Here is a 16,628-nt window from a genome sequence, read left to right on the forward strand (position 1 = left end):
CAACTCCCCCCGTCCCGCCCCGTCCTTCGCAGGGAGACCTCGCCATGCCCGGAATGTCCCGAAAGGCGGCTGTCGCGCTCGCCGCTTCCGCCTCGATAGCCCTCCTCGCCACCGCCTGTACCGGCCAGTCCGACTCCGGCGCGAGCGACGACGCGTCCAAGGAGCAGACGATCAACTTCTGGCACGCCTGGAGCGCGCCGAACGAGGTCAAGGCCGTGAAGTCGCTGGTCGCGGGCTTCGAGAAGGCGCACCCCAACATCCACGTCAACGTCGTCGGCAACATGACGGACGACAAGATCAACCAGGCGCTGCGCGCGGGCGGCGACAAGGCCCCCGACGTCGTCTCCTCCTTCACCACCAACAACGTGGGCAAGTTCTGCTCGTCCGGCGCCTTCGTCGACCTGAACCCCTTCTTCAAGAAGGCGGGCGTCGACCCGGAGACGACGTTCCCGAAGGCGATGAACGAGTACACCCAGTTCGACGGCAACCGCTGCACGGTGCCGCTCCTCGGTGACGCGTACGGCCTCTACTACAACAAGGCCGCGTTCGAGAAGGCCGGGATCTCCTCCCCGCCGAAGACCTGGTCGGAGTTCGAGAAGGACGCCGAGAAGCTCACGATCGCCAAGGGCGACTCCTACTCCCAGCTCGGCTTCATGCCGAACTACCACGGCTGGGAGTCCACCACCGAGCACTACTTCGGGCAGTTCTCCCCGACGTACTTCGACAGCAGCGGCAAGTCGAACATCGCCAAGGACCCCGCCTTCACCGCCGGGTTCACCCTCCAGAAGAAGCTGGTCGACGCCCTCGGCGGCTTCAAGAAGCTGGAGACCTACCGCTCCAAGCTCGGTGACGAGTGGGGCCCCAAGCACCCCTTCCACACCGGTCAGGTCGCCATGCAGCTGGACGGCGAGTGGCGGCTCGGCATGGCCGAGGAGGCCAAGCCCGGCTTCGAGATCGGCGTCGCCCCGCTGCCGGTCCCGGACGACCGGGCGGACCAGTACGGCAAGGGCTACATCACCGGCACGATCGCGGGCATCGCGGCCACCAGCAAGAAGCGGAACGCGGCCTGGGAGCTGGTCAAGTACATGACCACGAACACGGACGCGGTGGTCGGCTTCGCCAACGACATCCACAACGTGCCCTCGACGCTCGAAGCCCTCAAGTCGCCGAAGCTGAAGTACGACCCGCGGTTCAAGACCTTCCTGGACATCGCGTCGAACCCGAACTCCACGACCACGCCGGCGTCCATCAACGGCGGCACCTACCTCGTGACGCTCCAGCAGTTCGGATACGACTACGAGAGCGGCAGGACGAAGGATCTGAAGGCGGGCCTGGAATCCACCGCCAAGCAGATCGACACGGACATCGCGCAGGCGAAGTAGCCGCACGATCATGAGCACTGTCACGCTGGCTTCGAAGCGCCGCCGGTCGGCGCTGCGGACCCTCGCCTTCATGTCGCCCTGGCTGATCGGGTTCGCGGTCTTCTTCGCCTACCCGCTGATCTCGACCGTCTACTTCTCCTTCATGCACTACGACGGCTTCAAGCCGCCGACATGGGCCGGGACGAAGAACTGGCGGTACGTCTTCGAGAACTACCCGCTGTTCTGGCCCGCGTTGCGGAACACGTTGTGGCTGGTTCTCGTGATGGTCACCCTGCGGGTCCTGTTCGGACTCGGCGTGGGTCTCCTGATCACGAAGATCAAGACGGGCACGGGTGTCTTCCGCACCCTCTTCTACCTGCCCTACCTCGCCCCGCCGGTCGCGGCCACCATGGCCTTCGCCTTCCTCCTCAACCCCGGTACGGGACCGGTCAATTCGCTCCTGGAGAAGGTCGGCGTCCCGGCTCCCGGCTGGTTCAACGACCCCACCTGGTCCAAGCCGGCCCTGACCCTGCTCGCCCTGTGGGGCATCGGCGACCTGATGGTCATCTTCATGGCCGCGCTGCTCGACGTGCCGACCGAGCAGTACGAGGCCGCCGAGCTGGACGGCGCCTCGGCCTGGCAGCGCTTCCGGTACGTCACCCTGCCGAACATCTCGCCGATCGTGATGTTCGCTGTGGTCACCGGCGTGATCCAGACCATGCAGTACTACACGCAGCCGCTGATCGCCGGGAAGGTCGCCTCGGGAGTCATCCAGGGCGCCGGTACGCAGTTCGAGCCCGGCTATCCCGACAAGTCGACGCTCACCCTGCCGCAGCTCGTCTACAACCTCGGCTTCCAGCGCTTCGACTACGGCTCCGCCTGTGTGGTCGCGCTCGTGCTGTTCGCCCTGTCCATGGTGTTCACCGCGTTCCTGATGCGGCGCCGGGGCGGTCTCATCCAGGCAGGTGACTGACCGATGACTCAAGTACTCGACAAGCCGGTGAGGTCGGCGGCTCCCGTCTCCCCCGCCGAGCGCACCGCCCGCCGCAAGGCCCTCCTGGAGTGGGTCGCGGTCCACTCCCTCGGCGTGGCGGCCGCCCTCTTCTTCGTCCTGCCGTTCGTGTTCGTGTTCCTGACCTCGCTGATGAGCGACACCCAGGCGCTCAGCCGCGATCTGATCCCGCACACCTGGGAGTGGGGCAACTACAAGAAGGTCTTCGACACCCCGGGCTTCCTCACCTGGTGGAAGAACACCCTGCTCTACGCCGGCTTCGGCACCGTTCTGACGGTCGTCTCGTCGATCCCGGTCGCCTACGCGCTCGCCAAGTTCCGCTTCCGCGGCCGGAATCTGTCGCTGATGCTGGTCATCTCGATGATGATGCTGCCGCCGCAGGTAGTGATCATCCCGATGTACCTGTTCTGGGCGAAGCAGCTGGACCTGTCCGGCACGCTGTGGCCACTGATCATCCCGATGGCGTTCGGGGACGCGTTCTCCATCTTCCTGCTGCGCCAGTTCCTGATGACCATCCCGAACGAGTACCTGGACGCGGCCAAGGTGGACGGGTGCGGGGACCTGCGGACCCTGCTGAAGGTCGTCCTGCCGATGGCGAAGCCGGGTATCGCGGCCGTCGCGCTGTTCCAGTTCTTCTACGCCTGGAACGACTACTTCGGACCGCAGATCTACGCCTCCGAGAACCAGGGCGCCTGGACCCTCTCCTACGGCCTGGAGTCGTTCAAGGGCGCGCACCACACCGACTGGAATCTCACCATGGCCGCGACCGTCCTGGTCATGGCCCCCGTGATCCTCGTGTTCTTCTTCGCGCAGAAGGCGTTCGTCGAGGGCGTCACGCTCACCGGAGTGAAGGGTTAACCATGAAACTCACCGTGGTCGGCGGAGGGTCGACCTACACCCCCGAACTCATCGACGGCTTCGCGCGGCTCAGGGACACCCTGCCCGTCGAGGAGCTGGTCCTCGTCGACCCGGCCGCCGAACGCCTGGAGCTGGTGGGGGGCCTGGCCCGCCGGATCTTCGCCAAGCAGGGCCACCCGGGCCGGATCGTCACCACGTCCGACCTGGACGCGGGTGTGGAGGGCGCCGACGCGGTGCTCCTGCAACTGCGCGTCGGCGGTCAGGCGGCCCGCGAGCAGGATGAGACCTGGCCGCTGGAGTGCGGCTGCGTCGGGCAGGAGACGACGGGCGCGGGCGGCCTGGCCAAGGCGCTGCGCACGGTTCCGGTGGTGCTGGACATCGCCGAGCGGGTCCGCCGCACCAACCCGGACGCGTGGATCATCGACTTCACCAACCCGGTCGGCATCGTGACCCGCGCCCTCCTCCAGGCGGGCCACAGGACGGTCGGCCTGTGCAACGTGGCGATCGGCTTCCAGCGGAAGTTCGCCGGCCTGCTCGGCGTCTCCCCCGCCGAGGTGCACCTCGACCACGTGGGCCTCAACCACCTCACCTGGGAGACCGGGGTGCGCCTCGGCGGCCCCGAGGGCGAGAACGTCCTGCCCAAGCTGCTCGCGGAGCACGGCGACGCCGTGGCCGAGGACCTGCGTCTGCCGCGTGCCCTGGTCGACCGCCTGGGCGTGGTCCCGTCGTATTACCTCCGCTACTTCTACGCGCACGACGAGGTCGTCCGGGAGCTGCGCACCAAGCCCTCCCGTGCCGCCGAAGTGGCGGAGATGGAGCGGCAGTTGCTGACGATGTACGGCGACCCGGCGCTCGACGAGAAGCCGGAGCTGCTGGCCCGGCGCGGCGGTGCCTTCTACTCGGAGGCCGCCGTGGACCTGGCCGCCTCGCTGCTCGGCGGGGGCGGCAGCCCCTACCAGGTGGTGAACACGTACAACCGGGGGACGCTGCCGTTCCTGCCGGACGACGCGGTGATCGAGGTGCAGGCCGCGGTCAGCTCCAAGGGGCCCTCGCCGCTGCCGGTGCCGGCCGTGGACCCGCTGTACGCGGGCCTGATGGCGAACGTGACCGCGTACGAGGACCTCGCGCTGGAGGCCGCCCTGCGCGGTGGCCGCGACCGGGTCTTCCGGGCTCTGCTCGCCCACCCCCTGGTCGGCCAGTACGCCTACGCCGACGCCCTGACCGACCAGCTGATCGCGCACAACCGGGAGCACCTCGCGTGGGCATGACGTCAACGGAATCCGGCGCCGGGACGGCCGCCGGGTCCGGCCCCGCGACCGCGGGCCTCGTGCTGGCCATCGACGCGGGGAACAGCAAGACCGACGTCGCCGTGGTGGCCTCGGACGGCCGGGTGACCGGCACCGCGCGCGGAGGCGGCTTCCGGCCGCCGGCGGTCGGCGTGGAGGCGGCGGTGGACGCGGTCGCCGACGCCGTACGGCGGGCCTTCGCCGAGGCCGGGGTCACCTCGGTCGACCATGTCTCCGCCTGCCTCGCCAACGCCGATCTGCCCGTGGAGGAGGAGCAGTTGGCGGCCGCGCTGCACGCCCGCGCCTGGGGCGCCGGAGTGGAGGTGCGCAACGACACCTTCGCGATCCTGCGGGCCGGGATCGCCGAGCCGCGCGGCGTCGCCGTCGTCTGCGGGGCCGGCATCAACTGCGTCGGCATGCGGCCCGACGGCCGCACCGCCCGCTTCCCCGCCATCGGCCGTATCTCCGGCGACTGGGGCGGCGGCTGGGGTCTGGCGGAGGAGGCCCTGTGGCACGCTGCGCGGGCCGAGGACGGCCGGGGCGGACCGACCGCCCTGGCCCGCACCCTGCCCGCGCACTTCGGCCTGGACTCCATGTACGCGCTCATCGAGGCGCTCCATCTGGAGCACATCGGCAACGCGCGGCGCCACGAGCTGACCCCGGTCCTGTTCGCCACGGCGGTGGACGGCGATCCGGTGGCCCGCGGACTCGTCGACCGGCTCGCGGACGAGGTGGTCGCGATGGCCACCGTGGCCCTGACCCGCCTCGGTCTCCTCACCGAGGAGACCCCGGTCCTCCTCGGCGGCAGCATTCTCGCCGCCCGTCACCCCCAGCTCGACGACCGCATCCACGAACTCCTGGCCGCCCGCGCGCCCAAGGCGGTCCCCCGGGTGGTCACGGTCCCTCCGGTGCTGGGGGCGGCGCTCCTGGGCCTGGACCATGTCCGGGCCGGGGACGCGATCCACGCGCGGGTGCGGGCGTTCTACGAACGGGGCTGAGGAGACTCGCGGAACGCGGGGGGCCGATGCGGGTGCGCGAAGGCTCCCGGACCCTCATGACCTGCCGCGCAGGGGCGGGAACCAAACAGAACCGGAACACGTGTTCATGGGAAGGGGGGTGGCGCGGGGAATCGTGCTGCGCCGTGATCCGAACAAGATCCAGGCAAGGCCTGTGCGGATGTCGGTCCCGGCGGCGATACTTGCCGCCGTGCACGTACGCCGACCGGCCGCGCTTCCCGCGTCCGCGGCGAGCGTGACCGACCGGATGACCATGGGGGAGGTCAAGAGTGACACACCCGCCGAAGGGCAACGCGGCGCCACCGGGGCGGGGCGCGCCGACGATGCCGGCCGTGCCGCCGCAAGCCGGGCCCCCCGTGCCGCCGGGCGGATCCATCGTGCCGCAGGCCGGGTCCGGCGCCCCGGGGGGCGTCTCCCCGTCCCCCGGCACGGCGCCGCGGCGTACGGCGTGGGCTGAGGGCGTGGACCGGCTGCGGGCCTCGGCGACGACGGAGCCGGGGCGGCTGCGGATCATCGGTGCCCTCCTCGCCCTGCTGGTCGTCGCGTTCGGCGCGGTCACCGCCTGGCAGATGACACAGCGTTCGGACGCCGCGGACAACGTGCTGCACAGCAGCCAGCCGCTGAGCGCGAGCGCGGCGGACATCTACCGCTCCCTGGCCGACGCCAACACCGCGGCCTCCAGCGGCTTCCTGGCGGGTGGTCAGGAGACGAAGGAGTCCCGCGACCGCTATGAGCGGGACATCAGGACGGCGGCCGCGAAGCTGATCACCGCGGCCAACAGCTCGGAGCCGGGCTCCCCTTCGGCCGCCACCATCTCCCAGCTGAACAAGCTGCTGCCCGAGTACAAGGGCCTGATCGAGCGGGCCCGCGCGAACAACCGGCAGGGCTACCCGCTGGGCGGCGCGTATCTGCGGTACGCGAACGACAAGATGCAGCACGAGATGCTCCCGAAGGCCGAGGAGCTCTACCAGCGGGAGAACCAGCGGCTGAGCGCCGACTACGCCGACGCGAAGCCCTATCCGTGGGCGGCGATCGCCCTCGGCCTCGTCGCGCTCGGCGGCCTCCTGTGGGCTCAGCGGCGCAACTACCGCCGTACGAACCGGGTGTTGAACCAGGGCATGGCCACCGCCACCGCGGCGTCCGTGGTCGTGCTCCTGTGGCTCGTCGTCGGGCACAGCGTCGCCCGAGCGGGACTGAGCGAGTCCTACGACCACGGGGTCCGTTCGCTGAACGTGCTGCACGACGCCCAGATCGCCTCCCTGAAGGCGCGCGGCAACGAGAACCTCACGCTGGTCAGCCGGGGCGCCGAGACCAAGACCCTGGCCGACGGCAAGACGACCGTTGACCTGTACGACTACAACTTCGACCAGGACATGAAGACGCTCACCAAGGGCCTCGCGGTGGCGGCCGATCTCGCGGACGACCAGTCGGGCGAGAAGCCCGTGAAGGCCGCGACGTCCAACATGAAGGTGTGGAAGCTGCGTCACCAGGACGCCCGCAAGGCCGACGACGACGGCAAGTACCAGCTCGCCCTGGACCGGGTCATCGGCTCCGCCGACAAGGAGCCCACGGGCCAGTGCTTCGACGGCGTCGACCAGAACCTGACGCTCGCGCTGACGCATGAGGAGAGCGAGTTCCAGCGGGCGGCGAGCGACGGCCTGGGCGCCATGACCGGCCTCCCGGCCGGTGCGGCGGTCCTCGCGGTACTGGCCGCGGCGGGCGCGGTGCTCGGCATCGGACGCAGGCTTTCGGAGTACCGGTGAGAGGGGGAGCGGCGATGACCGCACGACGCCTGAGGACACGCCTGAAGGGCTGGGGCGGCGTGGGCGCGATGGCCGTGGCCTGCGTGATGGCCCTGGTCCTCGCCCTGACGCTCCCGCTCGGCGACGCACAGGGGAACGGAAGCACCGGCATCGGCGGGCAGGGCATCGCCCGGGGTACCCAGGCAAGGGCCGCCGAGTGCACCGACCCGCAGAACCAGAGCCTCGCCCCGTCGGGCGCGGACGGGGCGACGATCGAGGCCATCAAGAACCGCAAGGACCGGCGGCTGATCGTCGGCGTCGACCAGAACAGCTACCGCTGGGGCTACCGCGACCCGAACAACCCGAAGGCCGGCAGCGACCTGGAGGGCTTCGACATCGACCTGGTCCACGCGATCGCCAAGGACATCCTGGGCGACGAGAACGCCGTCCAGTTCCGGGCCATCCCGACCAGCCAGCGCATCCCCGCGATCCAGAGCGGCAAGGTCGACATGGTGGTGCGCACCATGACGATCACCTGCGACCGGCTGCAGCAGGTCGCGTTCTCCGCGCCCTACTTCAAGACCGGCCAGCAGGTGCTGGCCCCCGCGAAGTCCGGCATCAAGGGGTACGACGGGACGCTCGCGAAGCAGAGGATCTGCTCGGCGGCGGGATCGACGGCGTACGACCGGCTGAAGGCGGACCGGGACGCGGGCAAGCTCGTCTCCTCCGCCGTCATCGCCCCTCCCGTGCCCAACCAGCTCGACTGCCTGGTGCGCCTCCAACTCGGCGAGGCCGACGCGGTGGTGACCGACGGTGCGCTCGCCGCGAGCCAGGCGGCCCAGGACCCCACGGTCGCGCTCAAGGGCGCCACCTTCACCACCGAGTACTACGGCGTGGCGATGAAGCTGGGTTCCGACGACCTGGTACGCCGGGTCAACCGGGTCCTCGCGGACTACCGCAAGGACGGCTGGCGGCAGTCGTACGACGAGTGGCTCGCCCCGACCCTCGGACAGGACTCCCCCTCGGAGAACCCGCCCACCGCCCAGTACAAGTGACCGACCTGATACCACTGGAGAGTTGCCCGGGCGCGCACATCGAGCGCGTGGGGGACGCACGAGAACGAGAGGTGATCGATGGGCGTCACGGGACCCCCCGGGCCGGTGATGGACCGGGACGAGGCGGACCGTGCGCTGGCGCGTCTCGGCGCGGAGTACGAGGCCATCGAGACCTCGCTCCTCGCCCTGCAGGACCACGCGGGCCGCAGACTCCTGGAAGGCGCCGAACTCACCGGCACCACCAAGGAGCGCTGGACCTCCGCGGAGGCCTCGATCACCTTGCTGTGGGCGTACTTCGACGCGTACACGGACGCGCTGCGCTCCGCGCGCGAGATCCGTTCCCGCAGACGCTGGTCCAGCCGTGAGGACCTGGTCGAGCTGACCGAGCTGCTGCGCGGTTCGGCCATCACGGTCGCCGGTTCCACCACGGCCACCGCGAACGCGCCGACCCTGGCCGGCACCGGCAAGCTCAGCGAGCAGTTCTCGCTGGCCGCCCTGGTGGACCGGATGAACGAGCTGTACGCGTCCTCGCTCGACATGGTCGTCACCGCGGACGCCGTGTGGTCCGCGCTGCCCGCCCGGATAGATTTACTGGCCGCGGAGCTCCAGCGCACCCGCACGCTCGCGCACTCCGTGGGCGTGCGCCCCGGCGAGCATCCCTCCGGCGACGACCTGGAGCGGATCACCCGGACGCTGACCGTCCTGCGCGAGCGGGTCGTCTCCGACCCGCTGGCCTTCTGGGTTCCCGCGCAGGGGAGTTCGGCCCCGGGCGGCGGACGCCCGGACACGACGGTGTACGACCGTGAGGCGCGCGCCCTGGAGGAAGTGCGCCGGGAGATCGACGCGGTGCTCACCGTGCGGCAGGACGCGGAGGCACGGCTGGTGAAGCTGCGGGACGTGCTCAGCCGCGCGGACCGCACGCTCGCCGAGGCGAGGAGTGCCCGCGGTGAGGTGCTGGCGAAGATCGCCGCGTCCGAGGTACCGGCCGTCAGCGGTCCGCCGACGGCGTTGCAGGAGCAGCTGGCGGCGGCCGCGGAGTACCGCAGGCACGCGCAGTGGCACCGCCTCTCGCCGCTCCTGGAGGCACTGGAGGAGAAGGCGGAGGACGAACTCCTTCGCGCCCGCGAGTCGTTGACGGCGGTAACCGCGCCGCTGGCGGTCCGTGCGGAGCTGCGCGGCCGTCTCGACGCGTACAAGGCGAAGGTCGCCCGGCACGGCCTCGCCGAGGACCCGTTCCTGGTGGAGCGCTACGACGCGGCCCGGCGCATGCTGTGGAGCGCTCCCTGCGATCTGCGGGTGGCGGAGGAGGCGGTGCTGCGCTTCCAGCGGGCGGCCGCCGAGCTGCTGAGCCCGCGGGTGCCCGATCAGGGCGGGCCTCAGGACCATGCGGACCGGAGGGGGCCCGACGCGTGAGCGTTGAAGGGGATGCGGCGTGAGTGAGCAGGCTGTGAGTGAAGAGCGGAAGTGTCAGCGGCCCGGTTGCGAGGGGTCGTACGAGGACATGGGGGGCGGCGAGCTGTACTGCGACACGTGCGGGCTCGCCCCGGTCGTGCCGTCGAAGGGCACGCTGAGTTCGCCGCCGACCGGCATGACAGCGGGCGGCAAGGGCTCGCGGGGCTCCAACAGCAGCAGTGCGCGCAGCAGTTCACGCGCCAGCTCGCGTACGTCGTCGCGCTCCTCGCAGTCGCGGCGCTCGGTCTCCGGCCGGCTGTCGCGGTCGCTGTCGCTGTCGGGCAGTTCGACGGGCCGTTCGGTGTCGGTGCGCAGCTCCGGTTCGACGGCGTCCTCCTCCGGCCGGGGACGGCTCGGTGCCGGGCTCGTCCTGGTCCCGGACGTGCCGCGGCCCGCCCCGCGCGAGATGGTCCTGGAGAACCCGGAGGTGCCCGAGCGCAAACGGTTCTGTTCGCGCTCCGACTGCGGTGCCCCGGTGGGGCGTTCGCGCGGTGACCGGCCCGGCCGCACCGAGGGGTTCTGCACGAAGTGCGGCCACCCGTACTCGTTCGTGCCGAAGCTGCACACCGGTGACATCGTGCACGGCCAGTACGAGGTGGTGGGCTGTCTGGCGCACGGCGGGCTCGGCTGGGTCTACCTCGCCGTCGACCGCGCGGTGTCCGACCGCTGGGTGGTCCTCAAGGGTCTGCTCGACACGGGCGACCAGGACGCGATGGCGGCCGCGATCTCCGAACGGCGCTTCCTCGCGGAGATCGAGCACGCCAACATCGTGCGGATCTACAATTTCGTCGAGCACCTGGACCAGCGGACGGGTTCGCTGGACGGGTACATCGTCATGGAGTACGTCGGCGGCAAGTCGCTCAAGGAGATCGCCAACGGACGCCGTACGGCGGACGGCAAGCGCGACCCGCTGCCGGTGGAGCAGGCCTGCGCGTACGGCATCGAGGCCCTGGAGGCCCTCGGTCATCTGCACAGCCGCAACCTGCTGTACTGCGACTTCAAGGTCGACAACGCGATCCAGACCGAGGACCAGCTCAAGCTGATCGACATGGGCGCGGTGCGCAGGATGGACGACGACGAGTCGGCCATCTACGGCACGGTGGGCTACCAGGCCCCCGAGGTGGCCGAGGCCGGCCCGTCGGTCGCCTCCGACCTCTACACCGTCGCCCGTACGCTCGCCGTCCTCACCTTCGACTTCCAGGGCTATACGAACGTCTTCGTGGACTCCCTGCCCGACCCCGACAACATCGAGGTCTTCCGCCAGTACGAGTCCTTCTACCGGCTCCTCGTCCGGGCCACCGACCCGGACCCGGCCCGCCGTTTCGCCTCCGCGCAGGAGATGTCCGAGCAGCTGACCGGCGTGCTGCGCGAGGTGGTCTCCCTGCAGACGGGGCGGGCGCGGCCGGCTCTGTCGACGCTGTTCGGACCGGAGACCAAGGTCACGGACACGGAGCTGTTCGGGAAGGCGACCGAGGACGTGTCGCGGCTGGGGGCCCGCGTGGTCCCCGTACGGGGCAGGAAGGGCGCTCCCCGGCCGGCCGCCGGGACGAACGGTGCCCTGCCGCTGACTGCGGCTCCGGCCTCCGCCCCCACCCTGGTCAAGTCCGTTCAGGCGGCGGTCACCGCGCTCGCGCTGCCCATACCTCGGGTGGACCCGGGAGACCCGAACGCCGGTTTCCTCGCGGGACTCATCGCGTCCGCGCCCGGTGAGCTGATAGCCGCGCTGCACGCGGCGCCGGCCGGTTCGCCGGAGCTGCGGCTGCGGGAGCTGCGGGCCCGGCTGGAGATGGGCGAACTGGTCAGCGCGGGCAGGGCCGTCGAGGCGCTGGAGACGGATCACCCGGACGACTGGCGGGTCGTCTGGTACCGCGGTGCCACGGCACTGGCGACCGGGCAGAACGAGGTCGCCGCGCTGTCCTTCGACGCGATCTACGACGCCTTCCCCGGCGAGCCCGCGCCCAAGCTGGCGCTCGGCCTGTGCGCGGAGGTGCTCGGCCAGCTGGACAACGCCGCCGAGTACTACCGCCTGGTGTGGACGACCGACCCCAGCTATGTGAGCGCGGCGTTCGGGCTGGCCCGTGTGCAGCTCGCGGCGGGGGACCGCCGTGGCGCCGTACACACCCTGGAGTCCGTACCGGAGTCGTCGATCCACTACACGGCGGCGCGGGTCGCGGCCGTACGGGCGCGGCTGCGGCAGCGGCCGGTCGCGGAGGCGGCGGCTCCGCCGTTCCTGGACGATCTGACGGCCGCCGCCGGGCAGGTCGAGGCCCTCGACGGATTCGGCCTGGACGCGGTGCGACGTGAGCAGTTGTCGACGGAGGTCCTCGGCTGCGCGCTGGACTGGGTACTCTCCGGTAGCCAGGGTTCCGCTCCGGCCTCCGGAGGCGGACCCGCGCTGCTCGGCAGCGCGTTGGACGAGCGCGGCCTCCGCTTCGGCCTCGAACGCTCGTACCGGACGCTGGCCCGGCTCGCGCGGGGCGGCGAGGAGAGGATCGACCTGGTGGAACGTGCAAACCGTTACCGCCCCCGGACGTGGGTGTGATTGATGTCCCAGATGCCCCAGCCGACGGCCCTTTCGCGGTGCCCCAGTTGCGAGGAGCCGCTGGAGGCGGCTGACCGTTTCTGCGGTGCGTGCGGCTACGACCTGGCGGCGGTGCCCGCACCGCCGCCGGACCACCCCACGATCGCCATGAACGGCAGCCCGGCGGCTCCCACGCCCGCCGGCCCGTCCGTGGACTGGCCCGTCGCGCCGGAGGTCGGCAGCTCCGACCTGCCCGCACCGGTGCACCGCGCCGCCGACATCCTGGGCACCGATTCGGGTGGTTCCGAACTCCCCCATCCGGAGCACCCGCACGGCGATCCCGCGGGCGTCCGCCCGTCCGTTCCCAAGCGGCCCGGCGGGCAGCCGTCGGGCGTACGGTTCGACCGGCCGTCGGAGCCCGACGAGTACCCGCTCGCTCCGCCGGCCGGCGAGGCCAGGACGGCGGAGGGCCGTCCGGCCGAGGGCCCGGACCCCGAGATCCCCGCCGATCCCCGGACCGCCGATCTCCCCGCGCCCCCCGCGGGTGCCAAGCTGTGTGTGGCCTGCCGTGAGGGGCATGTCGACCTCGACGGCTACTGCGAGAACTGCGGGCACGCGCAGCCACGGGAACGGGATCACATGGAACAGGAGTTGGACGCGGTCGCCGCGGTCAGCGACCGGGGTCTGCGCCACCACCGCAACGAGGACGCCTTCGCGATCTCCTCGACCGCGCTGCCCGACGGTTCCCCCGCCGTCGTCGCGATCGTCTGCGACGGGGTCTCCTCCGCGACCCGCCCGGACGAGGCCTCGCTCGCCGCGTCCCGTGCGGCGAACGAGTCGCTCCTGGCCGCACTTCCGCTGGGCACGCATCCGCAGCAGGCCATGCACGAGGCGATCGTCGCGGCCGCGGAGGCCGTCAACGCGCTGGCCGACCCGTCCACCGCGCAGGGCGACCACGCGCCGCACGTGAACGCGCCCGCCTGCACCATCGTCGGCGCCGTCGTGACGCCCGCCCTGCTGATCGTCGGCTGGGTCGGCGACAGCCGCGTCTACTGGGTTCCCGTGGACCGCTCCTCGCTGCCCGCCCGGCTCACCGAGGACGACTCGTGGGCCGCCCAGATGGTCGCCGCGGGTCTGATGAACGAGGCCGAGGCGTACGCCGACGAGCGCGCCCACGCGATCACCGGCTGGCTCGGCGCCGACGCCTACGAACTGGAGCCGCACACCGTCTCGTTCAAGCCGGACCGGCCCGGTGTGGTCGTGGTGTGCACCGACGGACTGTGGAACTACGCGGAGGCGGCGGAGGACATGGCCGAGGTCGTCCCCCTCGACGCCGCCGAGAGGCCGCTGCACAGCGCCCAGGTCCTGGTCGGCCACGCCCTGGACGGCGGGGGCCACGACAACGTAACAGTGGCCGTCATGCCGTTCCCCGCCCCCTCGCAGGGGGCAGGATCGGCCTGAGGCCGCGAACGAACGGGGGCGGCCGCGGACCGGAGGGGACCGGTCCGCACACAGTCATCACCTCCGCCAGAGCCGGAGGCCCGAGGGGGACAGAGAAGGCATGGCCAATTTCTCGAAGTCGAACGTGCCGCAGTTCTCGGTCGACGTGTACCAGAACGCCTACCTGCCGGAGGGCGGCCGCGAGGTCAACGCGATCGTCACGGTGAGCTCGACCGGCGGCGGCACCATCGGAAGCGCGGTCGGCGCGCCGCACCTGTACACGGCGGGGCAGGGCCCGGACGCCGCCGTGGCGATCATGGTCGACTGTTCGGGCTCGATGGACTACCCGCCGACCAAGATGCGCAATGCCCGCGACGCGACGGCCGCCGCGATCGACACCCTGCGCGACGGAGTCCACTTCGCCGTGATCGGCGGCACGCACGTCGCCAAGGAGGTCTATCCGGGAGGCGGACGGCTCGCGGTGGCCGGCACGGCCACCCGCGACCAGGCCAAGCAGGCGCTGCGCAAGCTGAGCGCGGGCGGCGGTACGGCGATCGGCACCTGGCTGCGGCTCGCCGACCGGCTGCTGTCCTCGGCGGAGGTCTCGATCCGGCACGGCATCGTGCTCACCGACGGCCGCAACGAGCACGAGTCGCCCGAGGACCTGAAGGCAGCGCTGGACTCCTGTGCCGGACGCTTCACGTGTGACGCGCGTGGAGTCGGCACCGACTGGGAGGTCAAGGAGGTCACCGGGATCGCCTCGGCGCTGCTCGGCACCGCGGACATCGTCGCCGACCCGGCCGCCCTCGCCGCCGACTTCACGCAGATGATGGAGACGGCCATGGGCAAGGAGGTCGCCGACGTGGCCCTGCGAGTGTGGACGCCGGTCGGCACCGAGATCAAGTTCGTGAAGCAAGTGGCGCCCACGGTCGAGGAGTTGACCGACCGTCGCACCGAAGCCGGCCCCCGCGCGGGCGACTACCCGACCGGCTCCTGGGGCGACGAGTCCCGCGACTACCACGTGTGCGTCCAGGTCCCGACGGCGGGACTCGGCCAGGAGATGCTCGCCGCCCGGGTGTCGCTGGTGATCCCGCAGAGCGACGGCGGCGTGCAGAGCCTCGGCGCGCAGGGGCTCGTACGGGCCGTGTGGACCGACGACATGGTCGCCTCGACGTCCATCAACCCGCAGGTCGCGCACTACACAGGCCAGGCCGAACTGGCACAAGTCATCCAACAGGGCCTCGATCTCCGCAAATCGGGAGATGTCGATGGAGCAACGGCCAAGCTGGGACGGGCCGTTCAGCTCGCCAGCGCCTCCGGCAACGCCGATACTGCGAAACTGCTCGCGAAGGTGGTGGACGTGGTCGACGCCGCGGCAGGTACTGTGCGATTGAAGGCAAGGGTCGAAGAGGCTGACGAAATGACCCTCGAGACACGGTCCACAAAGACTGTTCGTGTAAAGAAGTAGCGAGCCCGGTTCCCGCGGGGAACCGGAGAAACCCGGTCACAACGGCCGGAAAAGGAAAGGGGGAAGCGCCGACATGCCGACATGCCCGAACGGACACCAGTCGGGTTCCGACGACTGGTGCGAGGTCTGTGGTCACCGCATGGCCGGTGCCGTGCCCCCGCTGCCTCCCCCGCCGCCGCAGGGCGCCGGTTACGGCTATCCGGCGCCCGGTTCGCCGCCTCCCGGCCCCGACGGCCGGTCTCACCTGTCCGGCGTGCCGGGCGCCGCGCCGGAGCTCTGCCCGCAGTGCCGTACGCCCCGTGAGGGCGCCGCGCCGTTCTGCGAGGAGTGCCGGTGGAACTTCCTCACCAACACCGCGACGTCGTACACACCGGCGGCACCGCGTCCGCCCGCCTCCGCGCCGGGCGGTCCCGGCGCGCCCTCGCCGTACGGCGGCCCCGGTGGTCCGGGCGGCTCCGGCGGTCCCGGTGGACCGAACCCCGCGCTGCGGTTCCAGCAGCAGGGGCCGGGACAGCCGGGCGGTCCGGGTGCCGGTGGCCACGGTCACGACCCGTTCGAGTACCAGAGCTCGCGGCCCTCGCAGATGAACCGGCCCGCCGAACCGATTCCGTCGGGTCCGCCGGCCCAGCCGTACGGCGGCCCCTCGGGTTACGGCGGCGACCCGTCACGTCCGGTTCCGCCGCCGCCCGGGCCCACGCCCGGCATTCCCGGTGCCCAGCAGCAGGCCTACACCCAGCAGCCCGCCTCGCCCTTCACACAGGGCGGACCGCCCCAGCAGGGCGGCCCGCAGTCCGGCGGCCCCTCGGGCTTCGGCGGCGGTGAGGACGACTGGGTGATCCCCCCGCCGTCGTCCGGTTCGCCCGGCGGTCAGGGCGGCCCGAACGGCCCGGGTCAGGGCGGTGGCTACGCCTACCCGCAGCCCGGCACCACCCAGGCCCCGCCCGGTCCCGGCTACCAGCAGCAACAGCAGCCGCTGTCCTGGAGCGCGACCATCGCACCGGACCGCGAGTACTTCATGGCGATGATGCAGCGCTCCGGGCCCGAGGCCGCGGGCCTGAACCTGCCCGCGTACTCGCCGGAGCAGCAACGCCGGCTCGTCGGCAACCAGATCACCATCGGCCGCCGCCGGCATTCCACCGGCGACACCCCGGACATCGACCTGTCGGTGCCCCCGGAGGACCCGGGCGTCTCGCACCAGCACGCGGTCCTGGTCCAGCAGCCGGACGGCACCTGGGCGGTCGTGGACCAGAACTCGACGAACGGCACCACGGTCAACGGCGGCGAGGAGCCCATCCAGCCGTTCGTGCCGGTGCCGCTGCAGGACGGGGACCGGGTGCACGTCGGCGCATGGACGACGATCACGATTCGCAGGGGCTGAGCAGGGTCCCGGGGTCCGGGCACCGGGCCCCGGCCGCGG

12 protein-coding genes are annotated in these 16,628 nt (G+C 71.4%); all 12 read left to right on the forward strand.

Annotation, left to right across the window (positions count from 1 at the left end):
- Positions 1 to 44 precede the first annotated feature (44 nt).
- The 12 genes from ACWD68_RS32000 to ACWD68_RS32055 all read left to right on the forward strand — a co-directional run bounded on the left by ACWD68_RS32000 (position 45) and on the right by ACWD68_RS32055 (position 16,589).
- Entirely contained in the window at positions 45 to 1,382 is a 1,338-nt protein-coding gene (locus ACWD68_RS32000; RefSeq protein ID WP_451809943.1) for an ABC transporter substrate-binding protein, read from the forward strand.
- Between the two features lie 10 nt (positions 1,383 to 1,392).
- Complete coding sequence (locus ACWD68_RS32005) at positions 1,393 to 2,334, forward strand: carbohydrate ABC transporter permease (RefSeq protein WP_451809944.1); 942 nt, start codon at positions 1,393 to 1,395, stop codon at positions 2,332 to 2,334.
- Positions 2,335 to 2,337: 3 nt separating this feature from the next.
- On the forward strand, positions 2,338 to 3,231 hold the full coding sequence (locus ACWD68_RS32010) for a carbohydrate ABC transporter permease (RefSeq protein ID WP_451809945.1): 894 nt from the start codon (positions 2,338 to 2,340) through the stop codon (positions 3,229 to 3,231).
- 2 nt (positions 3,232 to 3,233) lie between these two features.
- A complete protein-coding gene (locus ACWD68_RS32015; RefSeq protein WP_451809946.1) occupies positions 3,234 to 4,499 on the forward strand; it encodes a 6-phospho-beta-glucosidase in 1,266 nt (421 codons plus the stop codon).
- 59 nt (positions 4,500 to 4,558) lie between these two features.
- Positions 4,559 to 5,515, forward strand: coding sequence for an N-acetylglucosamine kinase (locus tag ACWD68_RS32020; protein WP_451809968.1), 957 nt, complete (start codon positions 4,559 to 4,561; stop codon positions 5,513 to 5,515).
- 341 nt (positions 5,516 to 5,856) lie between these two features.
- Positions 5,857 to 7,296 (forward strand): hypothetical protein, encoded by a 1,440-nt coding sequence (locus ACWD68_RS32025; RefSeq protein ID WP_451809969.1) that lies wholly within the window; start codon positions 5,857 to 5,859, stop codon positions 7,294 to 7,296.
- A 14-nt stretch (positions 7,297 to 7,310) separates the two neighbouring features.
- Positions 7,311 to 8,330, forward strand: coding sequence for a glutamate ABC transporter substrate-binding protein (locus ACWD68_RS32030; protein WP_451809947.1), 1,020 nt, complete (start codon positions 7,311 to 7,313; stop codon positions 8,328 to 8,330).
- 78 nt (positions 8,331 to 8,408) lie between these two features.
- Positions 8,409 to 9,743: a hypothetical protein gene (locus ACWD68_RS32035; RefSeq protein ID WP_451809948.1), complete on the forward strand. Its 1,335-nt coding sequence runs from the start codon at positions 8,409 to 8,411 to the stop codon at positions 9,741 to 9,743.
- Between the two features lie 88 nt (positions 9,744 to 9,831).
- Positions 9,832 to 12,324 (forward strand): tetratricopeptide repeat protein, encoded by a 2,493-nt coding sequence (locus ACWD68_RS32040; protein WP_451809970.1) that lies wholly within the window; start codon positions 9,832 to 9,834, stop codon positions 12,322 to 12,324.
- A gap of 3 nt (positions 12,325 to 12,327) precedes the next feature.
- Positions 12,328 to 13,764: a protein phosphatase 2C domain-containing protein gene (locus ACWD68_RS32045; RefSeq protein ID WP_451809949.1), complete on the forward strand. Its 1,437-nt coding sequence runs from the start codon at positions 12,328 to 12,330 to the stop codon at positions 13,762 to 13,764.
- 100 nt (positions 13,765 to 13,864) lie between these two features.
- Positions 13,865 to 15,211, forward strand: coding sequence for a vWA domain-containing protein (locus ACWD68_RS32050; protein ID WP_451809950.1), 1,347 nt, complete (start codon positions 13,865 to 13,867; stop codon positions 15,209 to 15,211).
- Between the two features lie 73 nt (positions 15,212 to 15,284).
- Complete coding sequence (locus ACWD68_RS32055) at positions 15,285 to 16,589, forward strand: FHA domain-containing protein (protein ID WP_451809951.1); 1,305 nt, start codon at positions 15,285 to 15,287, stop codon at positions 16,587 to 16,589.
- The last annotated feature ends 39 nt before the right edge of the window (positions 16,590 to 16,628 follow it).

This window comes from Streptomyces sp. NPDC005141 (genome assembly GCF_053599975.1).

Excerpts from the sequence above, each read along its gene's own strand:
- ACWD68_RS32000 (WP_451809943.1), top strand. The coding sequence starts at position 45 with ATGCCCGGAATGTCCCGAAAGGCGGCTGTCGCGCTCGCCGCTTCCGCC.
- ACWD68_RS32005 (WP_451809944.1), top strand. The coding sequence starts at position 1,393 with ATGAGCACTGTCACGCTGGCTTCGAAGCGCCGCCGGTCGGCGCTGCGG.
- ACWD68_RS32010 (WP_451809945.1), top strand. The coding sequence starts at position 2,338 with ATGACTCAAGTACTCGACAAGCCGGTGAGGTCGGCGGCTCCCGTCTCC.
- ACWD68_RS32015 (WP_451809946.1), top strand. The coding sequence starts at position 3,234 with ATGAAACTCACCGTGGTCGGCGGAGGGTCGACCTACACCCCCGAACTC.
- ACWD68_RS32025 (WP_451809969.1), top strand. The coding sequence starts at position 5,857 with ATGCCGGCCGTGCCGCCGCAAGCCGGGCCCCCCGTGCCGCCGGGCGGA.
- ACWD68_RS32030 (WP_451809947.1), top strand. The coding sequence starts at position 7,311 with ATGACCGCACGACGCCTGAGGACACGCCTGAAGGGCTGGGGCGGCGTG.
- ACWD68_RS32035 (WP_451809948.1), top strand. The coding sequence starts at position 8,409 with ATGGGCGTCACGGGACCCCCCGGGCCGGTGATGGACCGGGACGAGGCG.
- ACWD68_RS32040 (WP_451809970.1), top strand. The coding sequence starts at position 9,832 with ATGGGGGGCGGCGAGCTGTACTGCGACACGTGCGGGCTCGCCCCGGTC.
- ACWD68_RS32045 (WP_451809949.1), top strand. The coding sequence starts at position 12,328 with ATGTCCCAGATGCCCCAGCCGACGGCCCTTTCGCGGTGCCCCAGTTGC.
- ACWD68_RS32050 (WP_451809950.1), top strand. The coding sequence starts at position 13,865 with ATGGCCAATTTCTCGAAGTCGAACGTGCCGCAGTTCTCGGTCGACGTG.
- ACWD68_RS32055 (WP_451809951.1), top strand. The coding sequence starts at position 15,285 with ATGCCGACATGCCCGAACGGACACCAGTCGGGTTCCGACGACTGGTGC.